At 31.0% G+C, this 22,408-nt stretch carries 17 protein-coding genes and 3 pseudogenes; 9 read left to right on the plus strand and 11 right to left on the minus strand.

Features of this window, described 5'->3' with window-relative positions; all coding sequences use genetic code 11:
* Positions 1–9 precede the first annotated feature (9 nt).
* Positions 10–195: a hypothetical protein gene (locus NSS97_RS28405; RefSeq protein ID WP_016128141.1), complete on the minus strand. Its 186-nt coding sequence runs from the start codon at positions 193–195 to the stop codon at positions 10–12.
* 7 nt (positions 196–202) lie between these two features.
* Positions 203–493: a hypothetical protein gene (locus NSS97_RS28410; RefSeq protein WP_002192010.1), complete on the minus strand. Its 291-nt coding sequence runs from the start codon at positions 491–493 to the stop codon at positions 203–205.
* A 456-nt stretch (positions 494–949) separates the two neighbouring features.
* Here NSS97_RS28410 and NSS97_RS28415 point away from each other — a divergent pair, with 456 nt between their 5' ends.
* The 5 genes and pseudogenes from NSS97_RS28415 to NSS97_RS28435 all read left to right on the plus strand — a co-directional run bounded on the left by NSS97_RS28415 (position 950) and on the right by NSS97_RS28435 (position 3,549).
* Positions 950–1,285, plus strand: a complete 336-nt coding sequence (locus NSS97_RS28415) for a hypothetical protein (RefSeq protein ID WP_002187903.1) — start codon at positions 950–952, stop codon at positions 1,283–1,285.
* Positions 1,286–1,363: 78 nt separating this feature from the next.
* Positions 1,364–1,714, plus strand: coding sequence for a DUF4064 domain-containing protein (locus tag NSS97_RS28420; protein ID WP_002187902.1), 351 nt, complete (start codon positions 1,364–1,366; stop codon positions 1,712–1,714).
* Positions 1,715–2,157: 443 nt separating this feature from the next.
* Positions 2,158–2,850, plus strand: coding sequence for an IS6 family transposase (locus NSS97_RS28425; protein ID WP_341114900.1), 693 nt, complete (start codon positions 2,158–2,160; stop codon positions 2,848–2,850).
* Between the two features lie 57 nt (positions 2,851–2,907).
* A complete protein-coding gene (locus NSS97_RS28430) occupies positions 2,908–3,030 on the plus strand; it encodes a hypothetical protein (protein WP_265113330.1) in 123 nt (40 codons plus the stop codon).
* 144 nt (positions 3,031–3,174) lie between these two features.
* Positions 3,175–3,549 (plus strand): annotated as a pseudogene (locus tag NSS97_RS28435) (IS6 family transposase).
* 1,028 nt (positions 3,550–4,577) lie between these two features.
* On the opposite strand, the gene NSS97_RS28440 reads toward NSS97_RS28435, so the two are convergent.
* Positions 4,578–6,278: a hypothetical protein gene (locus NSS97_RS28440; protein WP_002187898.1), complete on the minus strand. Its 1,701-nt coding sequence runs from the start codon at positions 6,276–6,278 to the stop codon at positions 4,578–4,580.
* A 1,139-nt stretch (positions 6,279–7,417) separates the two neighbouring features.
* Here NSS97_RS28440 and NSS97_RS28445 point away from each other — a divergent pair.
* Positions 7,418–9,097: a helix-turn-helix domain-containing protein gene (locus NSS97_RS28445; protein WP_016128140.1), complete on the plus strand. Its 1,680-nt coding sequence runs from the start codon at positions 7,418–7,420 to the stop codon at positions 9,095–9,097.
* 1,009 nt (positions 9,098–10,106) lie between these two features.
* Here the strand turns inward: NSS97_RS28445 and NSS97_RS30560 are convergent.
* The 5 genes and pseudogenes from NSS97_RS30560 to NSS97_RS28465 form a co-directional block, all read right to left on the minus strand.
* Positions 10,107–10,326, minus strand: a pseudogene (locus tag NSS97_RS30560) (hypothetical protein); the annotation flags it as partial.
* 401 nt (positions 10,327–10,727) lie between these two features.
* Positions 10,728–11,099: a hypothetical protein gene (locus NSS97_RS28450; RefSeq protein WP_016128139.1), complete on the minus strand. Its 372-nt coding sequence runs from the start codon at positions 11,097–11,099 to the stop codon at positions 10,728–10,730.
* 1 nt (position 11,100) lies between these two features.
* Entirely contained in the window at positions 11,101–11,922 is an 822-nt protein-coding gene (locus NSS97_RS28455) for a ParA family protein (RefSeq protein WP_016128138.1), read from the minus strand.
* A gap of 567 nt (positions 11,923–12,489) precedes the next feature.
* Positions 12,490–13,562, minus strand: a pseudogene (gene tnpB, locus NSS97_RS28460) (IS200/IS605 family element RNA-guided endonuclease TnpB).
* A gap of 1,308 nt (positions 13,563–14,870) precedes the next feature.
* On the minus strand, positions 14,871–15,446 hold the full coding sequence (locus NSS97_RS28465) for a DUF5710 domain-containing protein (RefSeq protein ID WP_341114907.1): 576 nt from the start codon (positions 15,444–15,446) through the stop codon (positions 14,871–14,873).
* A gap of 403 nt (positions 15,447–15,849) precedes the next feature.
* Here NSS97_RS28465 and NSS97_RS28470 point away from each other — a divergent pair, with 403 nt between their 5' ends.
* Entirely contained in the window at positions 15,850–16,554 is a 705-nt protein-coding gene (locus NSS97_RS28470; RefSeq protein WP_090835443.1) for a CvpA family protein, read from the plus strand.
* A 43-nt stretch (positions 16,555–16,597) separates the two neighbouring features.
* On the opposite strand, the gene NSS97_RS28475 is transcribed toward NSS97_RS28470, so the two are convergent.
* Together NSS97_RS28475 and NSS97_RS28480 are read right to left on the minus strand one after the other, a co-directional pair.
* Complete coding sequence (locus NSS97_RS28475; protein WP_090835445.1) at positions 16,598–16,954, minus strand: hypothetical protein; 357 nt, start codon at positions 16,952–16,954, stop codon at positions 16,598–16,600.
* 20 nt (positions 16,955–16,974) lie between these two features.
* Positions 16,975–18,198, minus strand: coding sequence for a ParM/StbA family protein (locus NSS97_RS28480; protein ID WP_090835448.1), 1,224 nt, complete (start codon positions 18,196–18,198; stop codon positions 16,975–16,977).
* A gap of 469 nt (positions 18,199–18,667) precedes the next feature.
* Between NSS97_RS28480 and NSS97_RS28485 the strand changes: the two genes are divergently transcribed.
* Entirely contained in the window at positions 18,668–19,246 is a 579-nt protein-coding gene (locus NSS97_RS28485; RefSeq protein ID WP_341114911.1) for a DUF3967 domain-containing protein, read from the plus strand.
* A gap of 504 nt (positions 19,247–19,750) precedes the next feature.
* Here the strand turns inward: NSS97_RS28485 and NSS97_RS28490 are convergent.
* Entirely contained in the window at positions 19,751–20,746 is a 996-nt protein-coding gene (locus NSS97_RS28490) for a Replicase RepFR55 (RefSeq protein ID WP_090835450.1), read from the minus strand.
* 520 nt (positions 20,747–21,266) lie between these two features.
* Here NSS97_RS28490 and NSS97_RS28495 point away from each other — a divergent pair.
* Positions 21,267–22,397: an AimR family lysis-lysogeny pheromone receptor gene (locus tag NSS97_RS28495; RefSeq protein WP_090835451.1), complete on the plus strand. Its 1,131-nt coding sequence runs from the start codon at positions 21,267–21,269 to the stop codon at positions 22,395–22,397.
* Positions 22,398–22,408: the final 11 nt, after the last annotated feature.

Consider the following 22,408-nt stretch of genomic DNA (forward strand, 5'->3'; position numbering starts at 1 on the left):
GGTGTAATACTAACCTAGAAACACATCTAGTATATCCATTAGAACGTACCAAACACTCCCAATCAACAAGCATTTAAGACCCGCACGTAGCAACCAACCTGGAAGATAAAGACCTTTCTTCTTCAACAATTTTATTCCTAAAACTGAAGCTCCGGTCACGCCATATACAATCCCTAGCTCTCCAATGATTGTCATGTTTATCTCATCCTTTCGGTTTGATAGATAAATTCCCCTTACGATCTCTATAAAGTTGATAATCATCCAGTAGCTCATTCCATGACAATGCCTGTTCATCGCCATATAGATCGTCTTCAATTTTTTGACTTAAATAATAGTAACCTCGATATTGTTGGGCCAGGTATACTTCGTGACGTAGCATATGCTCTTGTATGGCGCAAATGTCAATTTCCTTTTTGGTGCTTTTGTACATTTCTTTCAGAGTGCTTGAAGAATATAAATAAGGGGTAGTATACAACATTTGATAATGGTCCATTTTTTCTCACCATCCATATAAAATTCCAGCTTCCTTAAATACGTATGTTTGCAATACAGCTTTTTGAATTTGTACCTAAAAAAAGACAAATAAAAAAGGTTCTTTCATGGAAAAAGAACCCTTTTAAAACGTTGAAAATCCAGATTACGAAATGAAAATAGCTTATTGTGACAATTTGCTAGGACATCTAATGACTATAACTCCCTTTTTTATTTATTAAGCAACGAAATATGTTTCAATTGTTGCTTTTAAATAAAGTCACGATGTTTATAAGAAAGACGCAACGTTTTGCCCCCTTGGATCTGTTTATCTAAAGGGGTGTTTTTATTGTGAAACAAAACTACATCTAATATTAAACCCAATACATTTATGCATAGTTTTTCCAAATTACATTTGATAATATAGATAAAGGGACGTTAAATACATAATATATTAATAGTTAGGGAGGTATTAGAAATGAAAAGAACACCTGAATTTATACTGGGTTTAATTGGTGGTATTTTGGGGGTTATAGGTTCTCTTATTATATCGATGATAGCTATTACCGTTTTGGATGGTGATATTGATTATAAAGCTTTGACTTATTACTCTATTTTATTAATTATTCAAATAGGGCTGTTAGTTTTAGCATGTTCAGTAAATAAGGTTAACAATATAGTCTACGGACTTTGTATGATATTACTCCCATTAGTAACATTGGTTATGTCATTATTCCTTTTATTTATTCCAGTAATTCTTCAAATTATTTCTGGCGGATTTGCGTTTCGACCTTTAAAACAAGAATCTAAATAAAATATTTAGCAATTCCAAAATCATGGTAAATATATAAGGGCTAATTTAAATAATATTTTTGAAGGGTGGTATTTTAATTTGAAACGAACTGTAGAATTTGTAATTGGCTTAATCGGAGGAATCTTAGGACTCTTACTTTCTTTATTTATTGTAATTGGTTGTATTTCCTACACAAGTTCTAATACTAGTTCTGGAGGTATTGCAGAATATATTATCATTACTTCTAGCATCGCCTTAATTATTCAAATAGGCCTATTAGTATTAGCTTGTTGTGTTAACAAAATAAATAATATAGCTTATGGTATTTGCATGATTGTATTAAGTATAATTTCATTGTTTTTAGGTTTTTTTATTTTATTCCTTCCAGTGGTTTTACAAATCATTTCAGGTGCATTTGCATTTAGACCTTTAAAACAGGAGACTAATTAAAACAATAACGTAAACGTAAAGCGACTCCAAAATATAAATAAAAGTTAATTTTGAAGTTGCTTTACGTTTACTCTGTAGCAGAGGTTTGAAATCATTTTATAAAGTAACTCATTATGTTATATTTTTAGTGGGTATATTGTAGCCATTTCTTTATGACTATAATAAAAAAAGACAAGGGTGTTTCACTCTTGTCTTTTTTGTTCATTAGATCTATGTTTATTACAAATAGGACTTTAAAATTTATTAATAAGTATATACAACATACTATTCTATGTTTGATTGTTTTACATAATAATTGTTTATATGTTTTAGGAACATGAAATGTGTTGATATATAAGGGATTCTGGCACAGGTTCTGGTGCAAAAATCGCAAGACTCTTGCAAGTAATCTCCTAAACTTGGACATACTGATAGTATGACTCTAAAAAAGGTGCGTGATCAGTATGGAAAAAGAAAATTTATTTAAATGGAAGCATTATCAGCCTGAACTCATCTTATTAACAGTAAGGTGGTACCTACGGTACAATTTGAGCTTCCGTAACCTGGTGGAAATGATGGAGGAAAGAGGATTATCAATTGCTCACACAACAATTATGCGCTGGGTTCATCAATATGGACCTCAATTAGAAGAGAAAGTACGACATCATCTTAAATCAACAAATGACTCGTGGAGAGTCGATGAAACCTATATTCAAGTAAAAGGTCAATGGATGTATTTATATCGTGCAGTTGATTCAGAGGGTTATACAATTGATTTTTATCTAAGTAAATCAAGAGATAAACAAGCAGCCAAGCGTTTTTTCAAGAAAGCCTTGGCTTTTTCGTATGTTTCTAAACCTCGCGTGATAACAGTAGATAAGAACCCTGCTTATCCTGTAGCGATTCAAGAGTTGAAAGAAGAGAAACATATGCCTGAAGGCATGCAACTAAGGCAAGCTAAATATCTCAATAATATAGTGGAACAAGACCACCGGTTTATTAAAAGGCGAGTTCGTTCTATGTTAGGGTTAAAGTCGTTTAAAACAGCAATTTCTATATTGAGTGGTGTTGAAGCCATGCATATGATGAAAAAAGGACAACTTGTTTTACTGGACAAGTCTGTCGGTTCTGGTGCAAAAACTATAAGACTTATGTAATTAATCTCTGAAATTTGGACATACTGATACTAGTACTCTAAAAAGGATGTGATCAGTATGGAAAAACAAAACTTATTCAAGTGGAAACATTATCAGCCTGAACTAATCTTATTAACAGTAAGGTGGTACCTACGGTACAATTTGAGCTTCCGTAACCTGGTGGAAATGATGGAAGAATGAGGTTTATCAATCGCTCATACAACAATTATGCGCTGAGTTCATCAATATGGGCCTCAATTAGAAGAGAAAGTACGATATCATCTTAAATCAACAAATGACTCATGGAGAGTCGATGAAACCTATATCAAAGTAAAAGGTCAATGGATGTATTTATATTGTGCTGTAGATTCCGAAGGGAACACCATTGATTTTTATCTAAGTAAATCAAGAGATAAACAAGCAGCCAAGCGCTTTTTCGTATGTTTCTAAACCCCGTGTGATAACGGTAGATAAGACCCTGGCTATCCTGTAGCGATGCAAGAATTGAAAGAGGAGAACCATATGCTTGAATGCATACAACTAAGGCAAGTTAGATATCTTAATAATATAGTGGAACAAGATCATCGTTTTATCAAGAAACGTGTGCTTTCTATGTTGGGATTTAAGTCGTATAAAACAGCAACTTCTATAGTGAGTGGTGTGGAAGCTATGCATATGATAAAAAAGGGACAAATTGATTTACAGAACCAGTCTGTCTAAAATCAGAAAGAGTTCATCCACCGAGTGTTTGGACTTATAGCATAAAATACGATTCCGTTAAGAATCTACTATCATCTATGTTCTTCTTCATATATTTGCACCAGAACCTGAATATTGAATAATGCATTAGATGCTCAATTTATAATTAGAAATCACTTTACAGTAATATCTAATTATAAATAGGCTTCAAAACTCAAATAATGTCACTTTGGAAATTACAAAAATATATTATATCGTAGAACAATTTATAAAAACTAATTTCAAAGCTAAATGGAAGTTAATAAAATCTTATTTAAATATATATCTTATATATATTTAAAATATAAAGATAAAACTTATATAGGACGGGTAAATATACGTATATCCTTACTGTAACAAAGCTTTTTAACATCTCATAGCGTAAAAAATCATAAATAGTAGAATCTTACAACGGAAAATCAGGCAAAACTATGATCTAAAATCTACAAATAATCATAAATGAAATTTAGTATTCCTACATAAAAAATGAAACAAATTGATACATTGTTAAACATATTTATTCAATCGTAAAATTTCATATGAATTCACTGAATCTCCACAATCTTATTGTATTTACCCACAAATGATTCACATTATGTGTTAATTAATCAACATTATCCAAATCTACCACATAACTCACATTAATATTGATGATTTTTGATAGATAAAGGGGTTTAAGCTATTTATATCAATGATAATTGCACTAAATTACTCACATTATGTGTTATTTATCTACTTATCCACGAAATTTAATTTTTTTCTTATGATTTCTTGTAGATATTTGAATGTATTTAGACAGCTCATAACGTGTTTATATGAAAGTATATGTGGAAATTTAGATGAGTGCCATACTATTTTTGTATATGGTTGCATAAAAAAAGACTCTAATATAAATAGAATCGAGTAAATTTACTTATTGCGAAGAATGAGTAATAGTCTTTTAAATAAACGTATCAACACGAATAGCCCTCTATCTTGAATTTTTTTCAAAAATAGAGAGCTGATTATGATTAGTTCGTTTGCATTACTGTGAGTACTTGCTCAGCTGTTGTTACTGGGATACCAGCGCGTATTAACTGTTCAAAGGCACGCATAAATGTAATTAAATTAAAGTTATCTGGTACTTCAATAACGCGAAGCTTTTCTTTCGGTAATCTATCTATCTTTTCAATGAACAATTCCCGAACATCACTAGGAATAAAGCGCTCTTTATGTCCTCTTGCCTTTAAGAGTTCACGTATTTCTATTTCTAAAGCCATATAAGCGTTTAGGTTTGTACCTTGTTCATAGGCGTACTTTCTAAACAACGTTTCTTCTTGATACTTTAGATAGTTGCGGTGATACGATTCCTCTGTAACAGGTACAGCAAATTTGTAGTTTAGTAACTCATACGTTTTGCGGAACAGTTTTTTGATGTTTCGAAGAGAGTACATAGAGAAATGTAATCCGAAATCAAATACAGCCTGTTCTTTTTGTTCTTTTGGAACACGTTGTGTAATAAGAGGATAAATACCTTCTTTAGCCGCTGTATCAAGAATTTGATATTGTGATGTTTGATTTAGTAATTTCTTCAGTGTATATACCAACTTGCTTGGATATTCTTCATTACGATCTATCATGTCACGTAAGCTATGAATTACGCTTCGAATTTGTCGATGGCATGTATATTTAAATACATGAATAAATTTGTTCATCTCTTGTGTAAACTCACCAATATTCATCTCTTGTAGCACGGATTCGATAAAACGAGCTTTACGAGCATAAGTAAGCCTTGGTGTGAATGGATTGCGATACTGTACTTCTCCTGTTTCTTTTGTACATAAGAAATCCGTATGTAAGGATAGATATAGAGTCGTATATCTTTTTTTATTCTTAACCCCTTTTTGTAATTTACAAATTTTGAATAGCGGAGTCCCTGTACATGATAATGCAGTTGTTAATTCTGTCATAACTGCGCGGATTTGATGTGGATATTTTTTATGTAAAAAGCGGTACATCCCACCAAAATGAGTTTTATTCCCTCTTTCATCTTGTTTGTCTAAGGAACGTTTTAATGTAGTTTCACTGTGCTGTTGCATAGCAATATCTAAGAATAGCTTCTTAGATGCAACTGATAGCTCAAAGAAAGCTTTCGTAAATACCACTGGGCTAATATAAACATATGCATTGGCCTTTTCAGTTTCTTCATTCATAAAATGAGTTAATTTAATTGTATATCGACCATCTAATTCATTTTCAATCGTAATAATCTTATGTATACTTAATTTCTTTAATGCAATATAGAATTGAGAATGCTGTATGTAAGCAAATTCTTCTTTATATAGTTTATAATCTTCCCACATCATATGTATTGTTACATTTGGAATGACTCCATTCGTGTAACATTTTTTATGTAGATATAAGAAGACTTCCAAATCTGCGTTTGTAATGCCATATAATTTATGCTTTCTTCCCATTGTTTCCGAAATAGCAGATAGTGTACGACGTGAAAAAGATGGTTTAGCCTGTGCTACGAAGCCATCCACATCGGCAATACGCTCCTCATATGTCATATGATCAACAATATCTTCAAGGTATGTATCTTTATAGCTGTAGTATTTCTCTTCGAAAGTTTCAACAAGTTTTTGCCAAGACTTCAGTGTTACTAAAACTGCATTTGTAGATTGTCCATTTAGACTACGTTGATTACGAATAATAAATGATTTTCCCATCTCTTTCACCTCCTACCTATAAATTCAGAAATAAATGCCAAAACACTATAAAATATACCAATTTTGATTATACCAAATCGAAGTTTGTTGAAATGCGTCCCTTTAAGAGAAAAAATAAAAAGATGAAACGCCCTTTAATCCCTTGTGTATCAAGGGGTTTCAGGATTCTTGAAATTTTTTTTATGGACATGATGTGGCTATGAATTTTCATATTGGTAGAAAAGAAGGAAAATAGCAAAAAAACCTTGTAAACATGATTAAATCAACAGTTATATCGATTTTTAAAAAATTAAAAGGGACATGATATGGCTATGAATTTTCATGTTTATAATTGTGAATTAAACAGATGAAACCCTTTAAACAGTGATGTTAATGGGCTTTATCTGTAATTTTACAATTATAAAAGGAACATGAAGTGGCTAGGTGGGTTTTCATGTTTGGTTAAAAAAAGGGACATCATACAGCTATCGATTTTCATGTTGCATAAATACGTGAAAATAGGGTTATAAACGTGTAAAGCCTTAATATAAAAAGGTTTATGGGGTTTTCATCTAAAATAAAAGGGACATCATATAGCTATAAATTTTCATAACTAATAGTATAGCTGTAATAGAAACGCTTATATATCAAGCTTTAAGCACTTTTAGAAAAAAATTTCGAGTTAGTAAAAAGAGTTACATAATGTCATTTTTGTTTCATGTTTTGATGGAAAGGGGAATGATATGACTATAAATTTTCATTTTTGATGAATTTGGGGTATTCGAAGTAACATATATATTTTCATCTTTACATTTTTGGCTTTTACTTCTCTGTTAAATGTAAGAGGAACTTTAGGGAGATAAATATGAATAATAGTACTGTAAATCTAATAGAAAAAGAGTTAATGAATGAAAGATAGGTTATTGTATAAGTACTTGTATAATTGCTATTTGGATTTTACAAATTGATTGAGTCTTGTATAATCAGTTACAGAGAGGGCTATAAGTATGCAAAATAGAGCCCTTACCATGTTAACAGTGAAATGAAAGAATGAAATATTCCGAATTTATTTCTAGTTTTATAAAAAGGAACATCATATAGCTAATTATTTTCAAATTAAGATCAATAATAACTAAATGTATATAAGGAGCCGAATTTATATGGAAGACGTTCTACAATTGTTTAGAGATGCACTATCAATAACAGAACCACTGTATAAACAAGATGAGCAATTGTGGCATAAATGGGTTTCCTATTATGTTGAGGTTGAAGCAGATAAAAGTAAAATTGTGACTTCAGAATACCTTTCTCCATCATTTTCAATGCTTGTACAGTGGCTAGAGCAACAACAAAGAAAAGGTGTTTCTTCTCTAGATATATTTAAAAATATAGATACTTACAGATTAATTATTCATGAGAAAATAGGTGTCTTTATTGAACAAGAGTTTCGTGAAAATCAGACAGCTAGCACTATAGTGCATACAGCAACAAGTGAATCAGATGCGAACATATTGAATGAAAACTATTTAGAAGTAAATAACTCCGCGGTCTATTATAAGTTAAGAGATGGAATAGCTAAAAATCAATTTGAAGAAGATGAAAACACACGGTTAAAATCTTATCCTATTGAAACAAAGGATAGTAATGGAGTGGCACAGCTTTCCTCTCATAAAGATGAAGATCTAAAGTTAACGAATATTGAAGAGACAGCAAGATGGAATACTTTAGTAGACGGCGTAATGAGTAATATGGATGATTTAACTGCAGATTGTTTAGATACCATCACAATTCAATGGTTGAATGAAGCAAAATCGCCGGATGAATTTATTGATTTTTCATATGAACAAGTTTTAGAAATGTGCAGTATTTCAAAAGCTAAGGCAAATGGTGTCGAATATTATAGAGTGGAAGATAAAATTAAGGTAGCGAAGCGGATTGCGGCCCTAGCGAGTATTTTTATATATCTAAATGATGACAATGAAGTAGTCGTATTAAATGATCGCGCTGAAACAGGTAAGCATTATGAAGTAAAACGCGAGGTAATTAAAAGACTATTTGTATTAGATTCCGTAGTTCTATGGAGAGATAAAAACACAAACGAATACATGGGGATAGAATCGTGCCGAATCAAACCGGGAAGTTTCTTATCCGGATATCTATATGGATCTAATAGTACTACCGCATTATTATCAAAAAAGGCACTTGAATATAATAGTTATAGACACAAATATCATAAAAGATTAATTCGATATTTGACATGGCAATGGAGAATACGTCAAATGTTTTCTAGCTTACAAAGACCTTATTCTATAGGTGGAGATAAAGGTTTGTTAGCAGTTATGGGTATAAACCAGAAACAAAAACCTAACCGTATCCGCGAACAATTAGAAAATGTGCTTATTGATTTAGAAAAAGAAGAAGTAATTTCTCATTGGGAATATCATAATGGTTTAGAAGAAGAAAAACTGACAAAGAAGAATTGGTTTAAAAACTATTATTCACAGTTAGGAATAGTAATATTGCCACCCAAAGAATTAATTAGTTCAATGGAAAACTTAGCGAAAAAGAAAACAATTGATACAATACATGAGGAAAGTCAGCAAATAAAAATTGTAGAAAAACCATTAGATACGAATGAAAATGAACAAGTAATCAGAGAGAAAATAGAGTTTATGCATATGAAAAAGAATATAACTATGCGAGAACTTTCAATAGAGATAGGTATATCGCAGCCTACTCTTTCTAGATTCTATAATAAAAAAACAAAACGTCTCTCTAGTACGGCGAGAAGCAAATTAAATCAATGGTATAAAAGACAAATGATCATCGATAAAATGTAAGTTAAAGCTAAAAATTAGTATTAAAAAGAGTCCTAGAAATAGGACTCTTTTTAATGTAGTTATTGAATTTGCCTGTTTTAAAATATACTAATAAATATAGAAATATCCCTATTTAGAAACAGGGATATTTCTATATTTAAAAGGAGATTATAGTAGTGTTATGTAATATATGCAATAGAAACAGTAATGTATATTATTCCAGTAACTTATCCAAAGCTCTCTCCTATACCTTTATTTCTATAACAAAAGCAACGGGATATAGAAATAGGGATATTTCTATATTAAGAAGGAGATTATAGAGTGATATATGGTATATAAAATAGAAACAGTAATGTATATTATTCCAGTAACTTTTCAAAAGGCCCCTCCTATACCTTCATTTCTGTAACAAAAGCAACGGGATATAGAAATATCCACTTATAGAAATAGGGATATTTCTATATTAAGAAGGAGATTATAGAGTGATATATGGTATATAAAATAGAAACAGTAATGTATATTATTCCAGTAACTTTTCAAAAGGCCCCTCCTATACCTTCATTTCTGTAACAAAAGCAACGGGATATAGAAATATCCACTTATAGAAATAGGGATATTTCTATATTAAGAAGGAGATTATAGTAGTGTTATATGGTATATAAAATAGAAACAGTAATGTATATTATTCCAGTAACTTATCCAAAGCCCTCTCCTATACCTTCATTTCTTTATTTAATTTATCAAGGTTATTAGTATCAATTTGAACAAACAGTATTTCGAAGCTACATTTGAAGAAATAAAAAGAATGACGCTACTAGCTCAAAAGTAATGGTGTGTTAATGTAGCCAAGTACAAAGAAGATATTAAATAGTTAGCTTAAGTGACAAAGCGATTGATGAGGGAATATCATAAGGGAATTGCGGTGATGAGAGGGAAGAGAAAGTCGTGGAAGAAGTTCTGGTAATGATATTATTTTAACTGCAAAAATATAGAAATATCCCTATTTATACGTAGGGATATTTCTATATTTCTAAATCTCTGTTAATAATTTAAATTTCCTTTTCTGTTCGGGAGTTAATTGATTTTCTACATAATAATGTATAAGTAAATCTATTATTTCATGAGTATATTTCTTAATAGTGAGCTTCATTAGTGTTCCAAGCTCTTCATGAGTCATGAGATTGGCTAGAAGTTTTAAAACCGCCCTATTGGTTTTTAAATTCCATACATTCACTTGTCTTTACTCGTTTTCAGGTGAAGAAACAGGAGTATCTTCGCTATTTTTTTAAAAAAATATCAGGGATATATAGAAATAGGGATATTTCTGATCTTGAATAGATAAAAGCGTTGGAATTAGCTATTCAGGCAATTGATAATTTTTCTAATAAATTACTTATCTAACTAAATAGAGTAACGGGTACTTTAGTTCAACATGAATTAAACAACTTTAAAGGGACTTACTATAAAAAAATATAGCAAGGCTCTTATATTTTTATATCGAAGTTAAATAACTTTATTATCAATTTACATAAGGATGTTGCAGTGGGGTGAGAGAAGGAAAGGTTGTGGAGGAAGTTCTGGTGAGGCTATTTTTAAAAATCAAAAAAATATAGAAATATCCCTATTTCTACGTAGGGATATTTCTATATTTCTAAATCTCTGTTAATAATTTAAATTTCCTTTTTTGTTCGGGAGTTAATTGATTTTCTACATAATGATGTATAAGTAAATCTATTATTTCATGAGCATATTTTGTATTAGTAAGTTTCATTAGTGCTCCAAGCTCTTCCTTAGATTGACTAGAAATTTTAATACTACCTTGTTGGTTTTTAAATTTCTTTTTCTCTGGTGTTTGCTCCGTCTTTTGTTCCTGCTGATTTACTTGTTCTTGTTCATTTTTAGGAGGAAAAGTAGGAGTATCTTCGCCACTTTTTGTTACAACTGAATCCTCGTTTGGGATATAAGGATCTATTGGGTCAAAATTGCTCTTTTTTCTGCCTAATAATCCAGGAGTTCTTACCATGTTATACACCAACCTTCATACTTTCAAAAACATTAATACGAGATAATAATTCATCACTAATTTTTTCGTATAGTTCTATTACATTTAAATCGTGTCTATCATTTTCAGTAATACCGTTAACATCAAACCTTTTAATACGTTCCATCTGTGGAACGATATTTTTAAATAGGTTTTCTTCACCAAAAATTTCACGAGCATTTTCCATAATGTATTCATCCACTTTACCATTATTTTTTAATAGCACTGGAAGAATACCTACAACTTCAATATCAAGATTATATTGCTCTTTTAATTTTATTAGTTGGTTAATGTAGTTTTCTGCACCTGTAAGAGAACGTTCTTGTGTTTGTAGAGTTATAAGAACATAATCAGAAGCTACAACTGCATTTTTTGTAACTTCAATTGACATAGGTGGAACATCGATAAATATGTAATCGTATTTATGTTTTATTTTCTCAAGTAATTCCTTAAAGTAGAAATCTTCTTCTTCTTCCGAAGAACACGATTTATATAGAAATTTTGCGAAATCTTGAAAATCAACATAAGAAGGAATTAAATGTAAATTTTCCATTATTTCAACTTCTAATCCATCTAAATTCCCCTCTTGAATTCCTTTCATCAATGTTTTAGTTAAAGTTACCTTTTCGTCAGGATTAAGGATAGATTTTGTTAACATAAGAGATTTTGTTGCATTACTCTGTGGATCAAGGTCAACGAGTAAAGTTCGTTTCCCCTTTTTTGCGAATTCATAAGAGTTTAATACAGCATTAGTGGTTTTACCAACGCCCCCTTTGTAATTCCCAACAGTAATTGTAATAGCCATTTATACCACTCCATTTATTTTCTGGAATATTTCCCTATATCCCTATTTCTATATCTTAGTGAAAAGATTAGAAAAATAGGGAAATATCTAATTATAGAAATAGGGATATTTCTATGTTATAAAGAAGATTATAGCAGTGATATGTGGTACATGCAATAGAATCTGTCATTTCTACCACTCCATTCATTTTTTGAAAAAGTCCTTATATCCCCATATCCCATGCTCATCAAGCTAAGAAAAGCAAATACCCCAAAACGAAAGAATTGATATTACCAGGTGAGCTGTATAAAATTTTTGTTTTGGAGGCTTTTTAAAAAAGAAACACCCATTCCTATAATTAATGTTGTATAAGTGTAACTTGATGGCAGAGGTATAGAAATAGGGATATTTCTATATTGAAAGGAGGATTATAGTTATGATAAGTGGTACATACAATGGGATCAGTAGTTTTCAAGAGCGCCCCCCTATATCATCATTTCTATATTGAACTACTCCCCACTTAACATCCTCGAGGACTGTTTGAAGTGGGAGATTCCTAAGTACAGAAACCTAACGGTTTCTAATTCATTAGGCTATCCCCGTAGTTCCTACGGTTAAGAGACGAATTGCTTCGTTTTTAAGATTGAGCGCTGCGTTTCGATGTCTATCGTGATGTGCGCCACAAGAAGGGCAATCCCACTCACGAATGGTTAGATTTTTAACGTCTTTGTTTTTGTATTCACAATTGGAGCATAATTGACTAGAAGCAAATGTTTTAGATACCATAACAACTTTTTTGCCATACCATTTCGCTTTATATTCCAACATCGTTCGAAATTGTGACCAAGATACTTCACCAATCGCTTTTGCAAGCTTTCTATTTTTGAGCATATTACGGACTTGTAAGTCTTCCATACGGATAACATCGTGGTTTTTGATGATTTCAGTAGAAAGTTTATGTAAGTAATCAGCTCTTGCATTTGCAATATGTTCATGGATTCGTGCAACTTTCACACGTTGTTTATTCCAGTTCGAAGAACCTTTTGTTCTTCTAGAAAGGATACGCTGTGCTTTCGCTAACTTTTCTTCTAATGTACGGAAGAATTTAGGGTTATTGTATGTTATGCCATCTGAAAGAATGGCATAATCTTTTAACCCCACATCGATACCAACAGAAGAACCTGTTTTTTCTACTGGTTGCACTTCTGTTTCTGTAAGAATAGACACAAAGTGTCTACCGCTTGGATTTCGTCTAATCGTGGCATTTAGGATACGTCCTGACACTTCACGACTTTTGGCAAATCTAACGAAACCGAGCTTCGGTAACTTTATTGTATGACCTACAATGGCGATATTATGATTCGTACATTTTGTTTCTTGAAAAAACGTGAAAAAGCATCTGCGAGGTTTTTTAATGAGGATTGAAGAGCGGTACTATCTACTTCTTTTAACCAAAGCGTATCTTGTCGTTTTTTTAATTGCGTAAGCTCGGCAGAGCAAGAAGGATAGGTTAATCCTTTTCCAGCTTCTTTATACGTATCATTCCAAAGAGCAAGAAAATGGTTAAATACAAAGCGACTGCAACCAATCGTTTTAGCAATTAATATTTCTTGTTTCTTATTTGGGTAGATACGAAATTTATATGCTTTATTTACTAACATAGGTTGCACCTCACTTTTTTATAGTATATCTACAGTATACAAAAAACGTAGGCTTACCTACTGACATTCATCTCCCACCTAAAATTGGTGTTTCACACCTTCACATTTTTGAGGAAGGAGTCTTCTGTCAGAAAACGATAAAAGTAGAGGCGTAGGAAAATATCCGAATATAGAAATAGGAATATATCTATATTTGGAGAGGGATTATAATGGTGATATGTGGTACATACAATAGAATCATTATTTTTTCAAAAGCTCCCCCTATGCCTCCATTTCTGATAACAAAAGTAGAGATATAGGGGAATATCCAATTATAGAAATAGGGGATATATCTATATTACGCGGGAGATTATAATAGTGATATGTGTTACATAAAATAGAATCAGTAATTTGTTGAAAGACTCCTCCTATACCACCATTTCTAATAATAAAAGTAAAGATATAGGGAAATATCCAATTATAGAAATAGGGATATATCTATATTTCACGAGGGATTATAATAGTGATATGTGTTACATAAAATAGAATCAGTAATTTGTTGAAAGACTCCTCCTATACCACCATTTCTAATAATAAAAGTAAAGATATAGGGAAATATCCAATTATAGAAATAGGGATATATCTATATTTCACGAGGGATTATAATAGTGATATGTGTTACATAAAATAGAATCAGTAATTTGTTGAAAGACTCCTCCTATACCACCATTTCTAATAATAAAAGTAAAGATATAGGGAAATATCCAAATGTAGAAATAGGGATATATCTATATTGCGAGGAAGATTATAGTAGTGATAAGTGGTACGTACAATGGAATCAGTAATTTTTCAAAGGCTCTCCTTATACCTTCATTTCTGATAACAAAAGTAGAGATATAGAGAAATACCTAATCATAGAAATAGGGATATATCTATATTGTAAAGAAGACTATAGCAGTGATATGTGTTACATACAATGGAATCAGTAATTTTCAAAGGCTCCCCATAAACCCCCATTTTTATAAAAAAAGTAGAAGCATAGGGAAATATCTAATTATAGAAATAGGGAAATTTCTATATTGTAAAGAAAGTTATAGCAGTGATATGTGTTACATACAATGGAATCAGTAATTTTCAAAGGCTCCCCATAAACCCCCATTTTTATAAAAAAAGTAGAAGTATAGGGAAATATCTAATTATAGAAATAGGGAAATTTCTATATTGTAAAGAGATTTCTAGCGGTGATATTTAGTACATACAATAGAATCAGCTTTGGATTTGAAAAAAGATTAACTATTTATAAAAATTGCACCGTTGTATCTTTTTGTTTTACACATACCAGGAATAACAAGCACTAACCTCAATGGCTGCAGAAAATTTATGAATTTTTATATCCTTATTATTTTCTAGTGTATGCAGTGGGTTATCCTCAAAAGATGGAAAATCCCCTAATTTTGCATTACAATGTTTGCAATGATTTAAATAATATTCTCCGCCCATCTTTGTAGAATCTAGGTAATAGTTATTTGTGATTTCTTTCATATTTTGTAATGCATTAAGACTGATACAATCTACATAGGTTAATAGTGTGAAAAATTGAATAGATTCCCCAAAAGATGAACAGTCTTCATCATCTTCATTTTCAAATTCTAATGAAATATATCCGTTAGGAAAACAATAAGCAAAAATAGGAGGTTGTTTCCCACATCTCCAGCATGCTCTATGTAATTCTATAATCCAAAATTCAGATGATTGTGCAGTATAAATCCATTTTGAAAAAGGCTCTATTTCTTTGTAGGTTTTTGCAAAGATGTACCATGTCTTATTTTTCATGTCCCATTTTCCACCAAGGTCTTTTACTATTTCCTTCTGAGCGTAAGGCACACACAGATTAATTCGTGGCAAGTTAATTCCCCCAGAAAAATTTATATTAATTCACTTCAGATAAATTATAACTAAAGATTCTAACTATTTAATTGTAGCACTATCCATAATTTAGTATAATATGTATTCTAAGATAGACTTGTATAACAATAAATATATAAAATAAGGATCATACAAGATTTAAGTTAAAGTGATATAATTGCTTATCGCCAAAAACATGTATTAAACGCAGGAACTCCCCTTGTTCTTAAGAATATCTTCATATCAAATTAGACTACCTACGATACCATTCAATACTCATTCACATCCAATCTCAAAATTGAAATCTTGGAGTTTATTTATAAAAGTATACAAGCTAAAAGTTTAAAAATATAGAAATCCAAATTGTAACATTTGAATTTTGAATGAAATGGGGAATCGGGATATGTTTGATTTATTACAAACTTATACTGCAGTGTATGAACGGAAGGAACTTGAAAAGGAATATTCTGATTTAGTTGCTTCTGAAAAACCATGTAATGTTATTCCTTCATATTGGACTTTGGGAGTTTTGGGGATTATTGGTTTAATTTTTATTGTTTTAGTTCTTGGGTCAGATTTTTTTCAAACTTTATCTACAACTTCTTTATTAGGAAGTGTTTTTTATGCTATTGGGTATATTATATTATTTGTAATAGCATATATTATATTAGCACTAATTTTATTTGTAGTAGGTATACTTGTAAAACTCTTAAATTATATTTTTGGACTGTTTATTCGAAGAACTACAGCACATCAATTAAAATTAAATGAAATATCGCATAAAAAGAAGGTCCTTCAAGATAAATATAATGAACTAAATCATGTGTTGTTAAATTCACATATTCCAACAGAATTTCAGGACTTGGAAATTTTAGAGTTTTTAAATAAGGTGATTAAGCAGAGGAGAGCAAGTACAATACCAGAGGCAATTAATCTTTATGTAGCTGAAATGCAACACCAAGAACAGTTAAATAAAATCACTGCATTAGAGGCTCAATCAAATAGAAAAATTAAGGTATTAGAACAAGATTTAGCCCAAGCTCATAAAGCAGCAAAAAAAGCTCAGAAAACGGCAGCTTCAGCCTTTTTCATTTCTATATTTAAGTAAACAAAAAGACCTTCAGGATGGAACCTAAAGGTCTTTTTATAAGTTAGAAATCAATCTCTTCGTTATCTTCTTCAGAAATACCACCAAGTACTTCCTTAGCGTCAATAATTTTACCTTCTTGGAGAACAGGCTCCTCTGTTTTAAAATCTTCCTGTCTCTGTGCGGGAACAAATCCATTAGTAAGTAGAAGATCCAATTTATTTTCGACTGTATCTAAAAGATTTAATCTCTGTTCTACAGTATCTAATTTCTGCAGTAGTTGCTCATAGCATTTTTCATTTTGTACCAGTTCAACAATAAATGCTGTTAATTGTCTACTATTAGCTTTTTCATTAAGGATCCTATATACATCTTCAGGCATATTATCAGCATGTAATGCCATTTTTCTATTTTTAGCCATTATCAGCACGTCCTTTTATTTTAAGCTAGCTGTCCCTTCATTTCATCAATTACTTTTAATTCTAATGCAGTTAGATTAATTGTACGTGAAGTTGGAGCAAATACTTCTTTGTCGCTATTTTGAATAATATCGTTCAAGAAGAAGTGATTGTTTTTAGCAGCCATTTCAGACATATGATTCAATAAAGCGAGACGGATGTATGGTTCTAAAACGGGTGCTTCGCCTCCGATATAAATGAATTTCAATACTGTATTCGTACTAGATGGGATGAATACATCAAGAATTTTAGCAACTAAAATTCTTGCATATTCTTTCAGTGCCTCTACAATTTCATTTGTAAAATCATATTCTTCACCAGTATTTTCATTCGATAGTACATACTTTTGTACTTTATATTTATTAACTATAAATTTCTCTAATGTTCTTAGATCCTTAAAGTATTGAATCAATTTTTCTTTTCTAAAGCGTTCTAGGTATCCCAAGAATGGCTCAATATCGATAACTTGGAAAGAATCTCTGTGCTTAGGTGTAGTAAGCCCTTTACCTAATCGCACAGCATCTGTAGAACCGCCACCAATGTCAGTTAAAACTACTTCATAGTCATCGAATCTCTCAGATTCATAGCGCTTTTCAATACTAATTACATTTGTATTCTGATCTTTTGAAACCATTTTATATTTTAAAGAATGTCTAGCAACTTCTGATTCATTTCTACATTTTGCTGATTGGACTGTAATAGTTAGTTCTTTCTCCATTCCTGGTGTTAACACTTTAACTTTATGTTCACCGTTAAATCTTTCTTCCATTTTTTTATGGGCAATGCTAAATTTCTCTTCGCGTTTTAAAAGCCAAATTGGAAGCATCATACTCATGTGTTCAATTTCAATTTCATTATCTTCTTGATCAGCATTAAGGGCATGATAATATGCAATTGCTCCTAAAAAGCATACGTATGGGATAGGACTATTTATTTTATCGTGCATCTTATTTACATGTGAGTTTGCTAACTGATTATCTTCAGCCAATTGCCCAACTAAATAGTAAGACTCTTCACCTTCGATTTCAGTGGAAATTAGTAATCTATCCAGTAAATCTTCTGGTTTAGAAATACGATCAACAAGTAAATCCTCAGCTTGTTTCTTTGAAATTTTAACTACATTCGTTGCAAGTTCAATATAATAACCATCAACCATGAAATTATTAAAACTATTTCCGAAATCCGCTGCTTTTCTTCCAATTTTCATTTATAATTCCCCCTCTATACATTAAGTACGACTTAAGTGCTACTTTTGATTATGATTTAGCACATTTAATCAAAAATAAGAACACTTTAAATAATAAGTACGATTTGAATCACACTTATTATTTAATTAACCTATACACTTAAAAAATTCAAAATAAACAAGGAAATACCTTCTTTCAAACGAATTAAACACATAACAGTTAGACGCCGACATGTCGAACATAAATGATGATGAATAGCAGTAAAACAACAACATGACCGACATGAATGATGGTCAACAACAATGTAATGACAACATGACCAACATGGATGATGGTCAACAACAATGTAATGACAACATGACCAACATGGATGATGGTCAATAACAATACAATGACAACATGACCGACATGGATGATAATCAATAACAATGTAATGACAACATGTCGGACATCGATAACAACAAATGACGATGAGGGGAGGACGATGGAATGGATAGGGAAGAACCTTATAAGAAAACATATTCCCTTGCAGATATAGCAAGGATGCTTGGGAAGCCACGGACAACACTTCAGGCCTGGCGGGATCAATTCAAACCATATTTACCAACCGTCGCTGGGACGAAGGGGCGAACGCTGAGATATGAACAGGAAGCATTAGAGCTTTTTAAATTAATTGCTAATATGAAAGATGCACAAGAGCCACCAGAAATAATAGAACGGATGTTAAAACAAAATGTAGATTATATTGTAGTAGAAGAGAGCGATGAAGACGACGAAATCACGAAGCCAATTATTCAGACGATGTATGAAAGTATGAAAGAGGTTTCTATATATTTTCAAGAGCAAAAATCCATGAACATGGAACTTTTACAGCGCATAGATCATTTAGAACAAACTAATCATATGTTATTGAATAAGATTGATGAACAACACAAGAATATTGATGGGAAAATAAATAACAGGGATCAACAGCTATTAGAAGTAATTCGTGAAATACAAGAAACTAAGAAGTTAGTTGCATCTACTCAACAAGAAAAATCATGGTTCGCTAAATTATTTAAAAAATAACTTAAATAATACAAAAAAAGTAGGGAAGCTTGTAAAAACATACAAGCTTCCCTACTTTTTGTAAATTTGATATATTTCCTCAAATAATCACAAAAATTAAGAGGGAGTCTTCTGTCAGAAAATGATAAAGAACATACTTATAATGTTTCCCTTTTAGGATAGAATACTGTATTTATTAAATCTTGTTTAAAAAATAAAATCATTATAAACATTAGAATCTATTTTAGAGGTGCTAGGCTAGATGTATCAAGGGATTCAAGATTTTACCTTAGTAAATTACAAGGTTAATTTGTGAGTAAATGATAGAAATTTCAGTTTCATATGAGTGGAAATTTCATAGCTGATTAGTTTAGAAAAAGAGAAATAATTATAAGATCTGAGAGGTGTTTTGAATTTCTTTTTTGGGAAAAATAGTACGTTGCTTGGGGATTATAAGAATACATGACAAATAGCCTTGCTAATTATATTATTTTTGAGCAAGGCTAAGTTTTAGATGTTTTTTTATTAGGGCCTTAGAACACCCATTTTTTGCAGAATGGAATCTATTTTCTTGTTATTAAGCCAGTCTATAATTGGAAGTATGCTTTCATATTTTTGTGCATGTTCCATATTAGTTAAGGCTTCTTTCGCTTCATAATCGTTACGCTCTTTTCTTTGTTTAGATTTTTCAGCGAACATTTTCATAAAATGAGCGGGATTACTTATTTCAGCTTGATTATATGAAAACCATTCAACGCATTTTTCAAAATCCCATCTTTGATAACGATCAATTTTTTTCGGCATTCTTAAGGCTATAGTATAAGCGTCCTGTTCTGTTAAATATGTTACTGGTTGACTTGTTATATATCGATATGCTTTTTTCTGATCTTCACTTAAATAATCATTTAAATCTTGTAATCTATCAATAGCGTTTTGTGAAATAGTATTTGATCTTTCTAGTTCTTCAAAATTTAAAATATCTATGCCATTAAATAAAGTATTCTTTTCCTCATGTTTGGATTCAACAACTTCTTTAAAGAGTTTTTTCTTTAAAAGTTTAGTAAAAGTAGAACAGACATCAATTGCTACAGCCCATTTCAGCTTGAAATATTCAATGATTTTTAAATAATTGTTATGTAAAGTTAAAATGTAAATTGAAGGGGCAATTTTACCATATCTTCGTACTTTGATTTGTTGGCACACTCCCAAGTCTTGTAACCAATTAAACACGTAGTTAATAATTGGTTTTGAAATCCCTGACTTTTTGCTGATATGATCTTGCTTTACTTGGGAATAACCTTCTTGTACTAGGTACGATAAAACTGTTTCTACAGCTTCATATTTACGTTTTGTGAGGTAATCCTTCGTAGTAACACCCTCATATTCTAGGACAATATTATCAATGTAAGTAATAACTTTCTTAATTGATTGATTAATAGCCCCGGTTTTCTTTGATAGGTGATTGATGTGGGGACTTAATTCGGCTTTCGCTCGACTGAGCAAAAAATTGTGCAATAACACAGAAAAAACCTCCTAATTTTCCCACCACAAATAAACAGGAAAACAGAGGTTTTATATTCACATTGTATGCAACTTATGGTATAATTTTAACATCAAGTATGACATTAAAGAAAAACACATACATTTATAATGTGAATTTAAAACCCTATCCAGAGGAGTTTTTAATTAGTTCGAAGTTTGCCGACCTAGACTAATTAAAAACCGTGCGGTGGGGTTTTATTTTTTTATATAAACTTAATAATAGTATCATTAATTGAACCGTTTTTAATATAGGTAATTAATAATGTCTTTGTAAACTATTTTACACATAGTTTTTTGAAATATCAACTAAGAATAAGTTAGAAGTTGAATAAGAAAACGCGTTATTTTTATTGAAAATTCTGAAATTTATATAGAAATATAGAAAAATGTATATTGGAACGAAAGTTTCACTAATTTCTGGTAGAATGTATTTACAGAATATTCTATACGCATGTATTTTCCCATACATTAGCATTTCAAGAGGATGTGAGAATATACCATGATTCTAGAAAAAATCCATAAAGATCTAAATGATAAAGGTATTACTAATAGACAGCTTGCAGCAATGTTTGATACCAGTCATTCTAAAATAAATGAGTCATTTACCAGGAAAAGGGAGTTTGATTTTTATATTTACACTGAAATATTGAATATGTTATACCCACATGATTATAATTTTAGGAAAACGGAAGTACTGAAATATTGTGAAAAAGCAAAGCGTAAAGTGAATTTGAGAGTTGCTTTTGAATATTTAGATATGTGTGGAGAATTAGATGTATTACAGTATTTAATTGATAAGGAAAAAGAATCTAACAATATACTGAATCGTAAATTTGCAAATGCTTATGAATTACTTCATTTAAGAAATGATGGAAAAATAAATCCGCAAACTTTTTTAAAAACAGTAAAAAAGAAAATGGAACAAAGAAAGAGTACAGATGATATTAGCAAAATCCCAATGGATTTTTCACTAATCTACGCTTTTTTTGATTATCGAAATTATAATTTGGTAAGTGAATATACAAATGATTTATCATCACAAATTAAAAATTTGAAAAATCCATTTTTACGTTCTTCTTATGAATTACGAACTATGGAATTGCTTGCTACAAGTTATCATAGGAATAACGAGCTGGAAAAGGCAAGAGAATTATGTAATGAAATGATTGCTAGACAAGGGAGAGTAGCTTTAATACCAAAAGCAACAGCATGCTGTATCATGGGTGAGACATATATACTAAGCGATTATGAATTATCTAAGTACTACTTGGATAAAGGGTTGCAACTTATGATATCCCCAAATAACAAAAAGATGTTCAAGAAGAAACAAATGATACAAACAACTCTAGATTTTCTTAACATACATCTTGAAAAGAATCTAGATAATATAGAACCAAAAAATCCGGCAGAACTTGCATATTTGTATGTCAAAAGAGGTCTGAATCAAAAAGCAGATAATCTTATTGAAGAAATCAAAAGGAAAAATGGTTTCTTGACACCGTTACAAGTTTTCATTCAGGCTCTTGCAAGAGATGATATGAATTTAATGAGAGAAGCATTATTGGCATTTGAGAGAAATAACGACTTGTTCTATGCAGAACTTCCTAAAAATGTACTAAAATTGAAGTAGGAGTGGTACAA

The organism is Bacillus sp. FSL R12-0074 (genome assembly GCF_038005725.1).
In the GTDB taxonomy this organism is placed as follows: Bacteria; Bacillota; Bacilli; order Bacillales; family Bacillaceae_G; genus Bacillus_A; species Bacillus_A mycoides.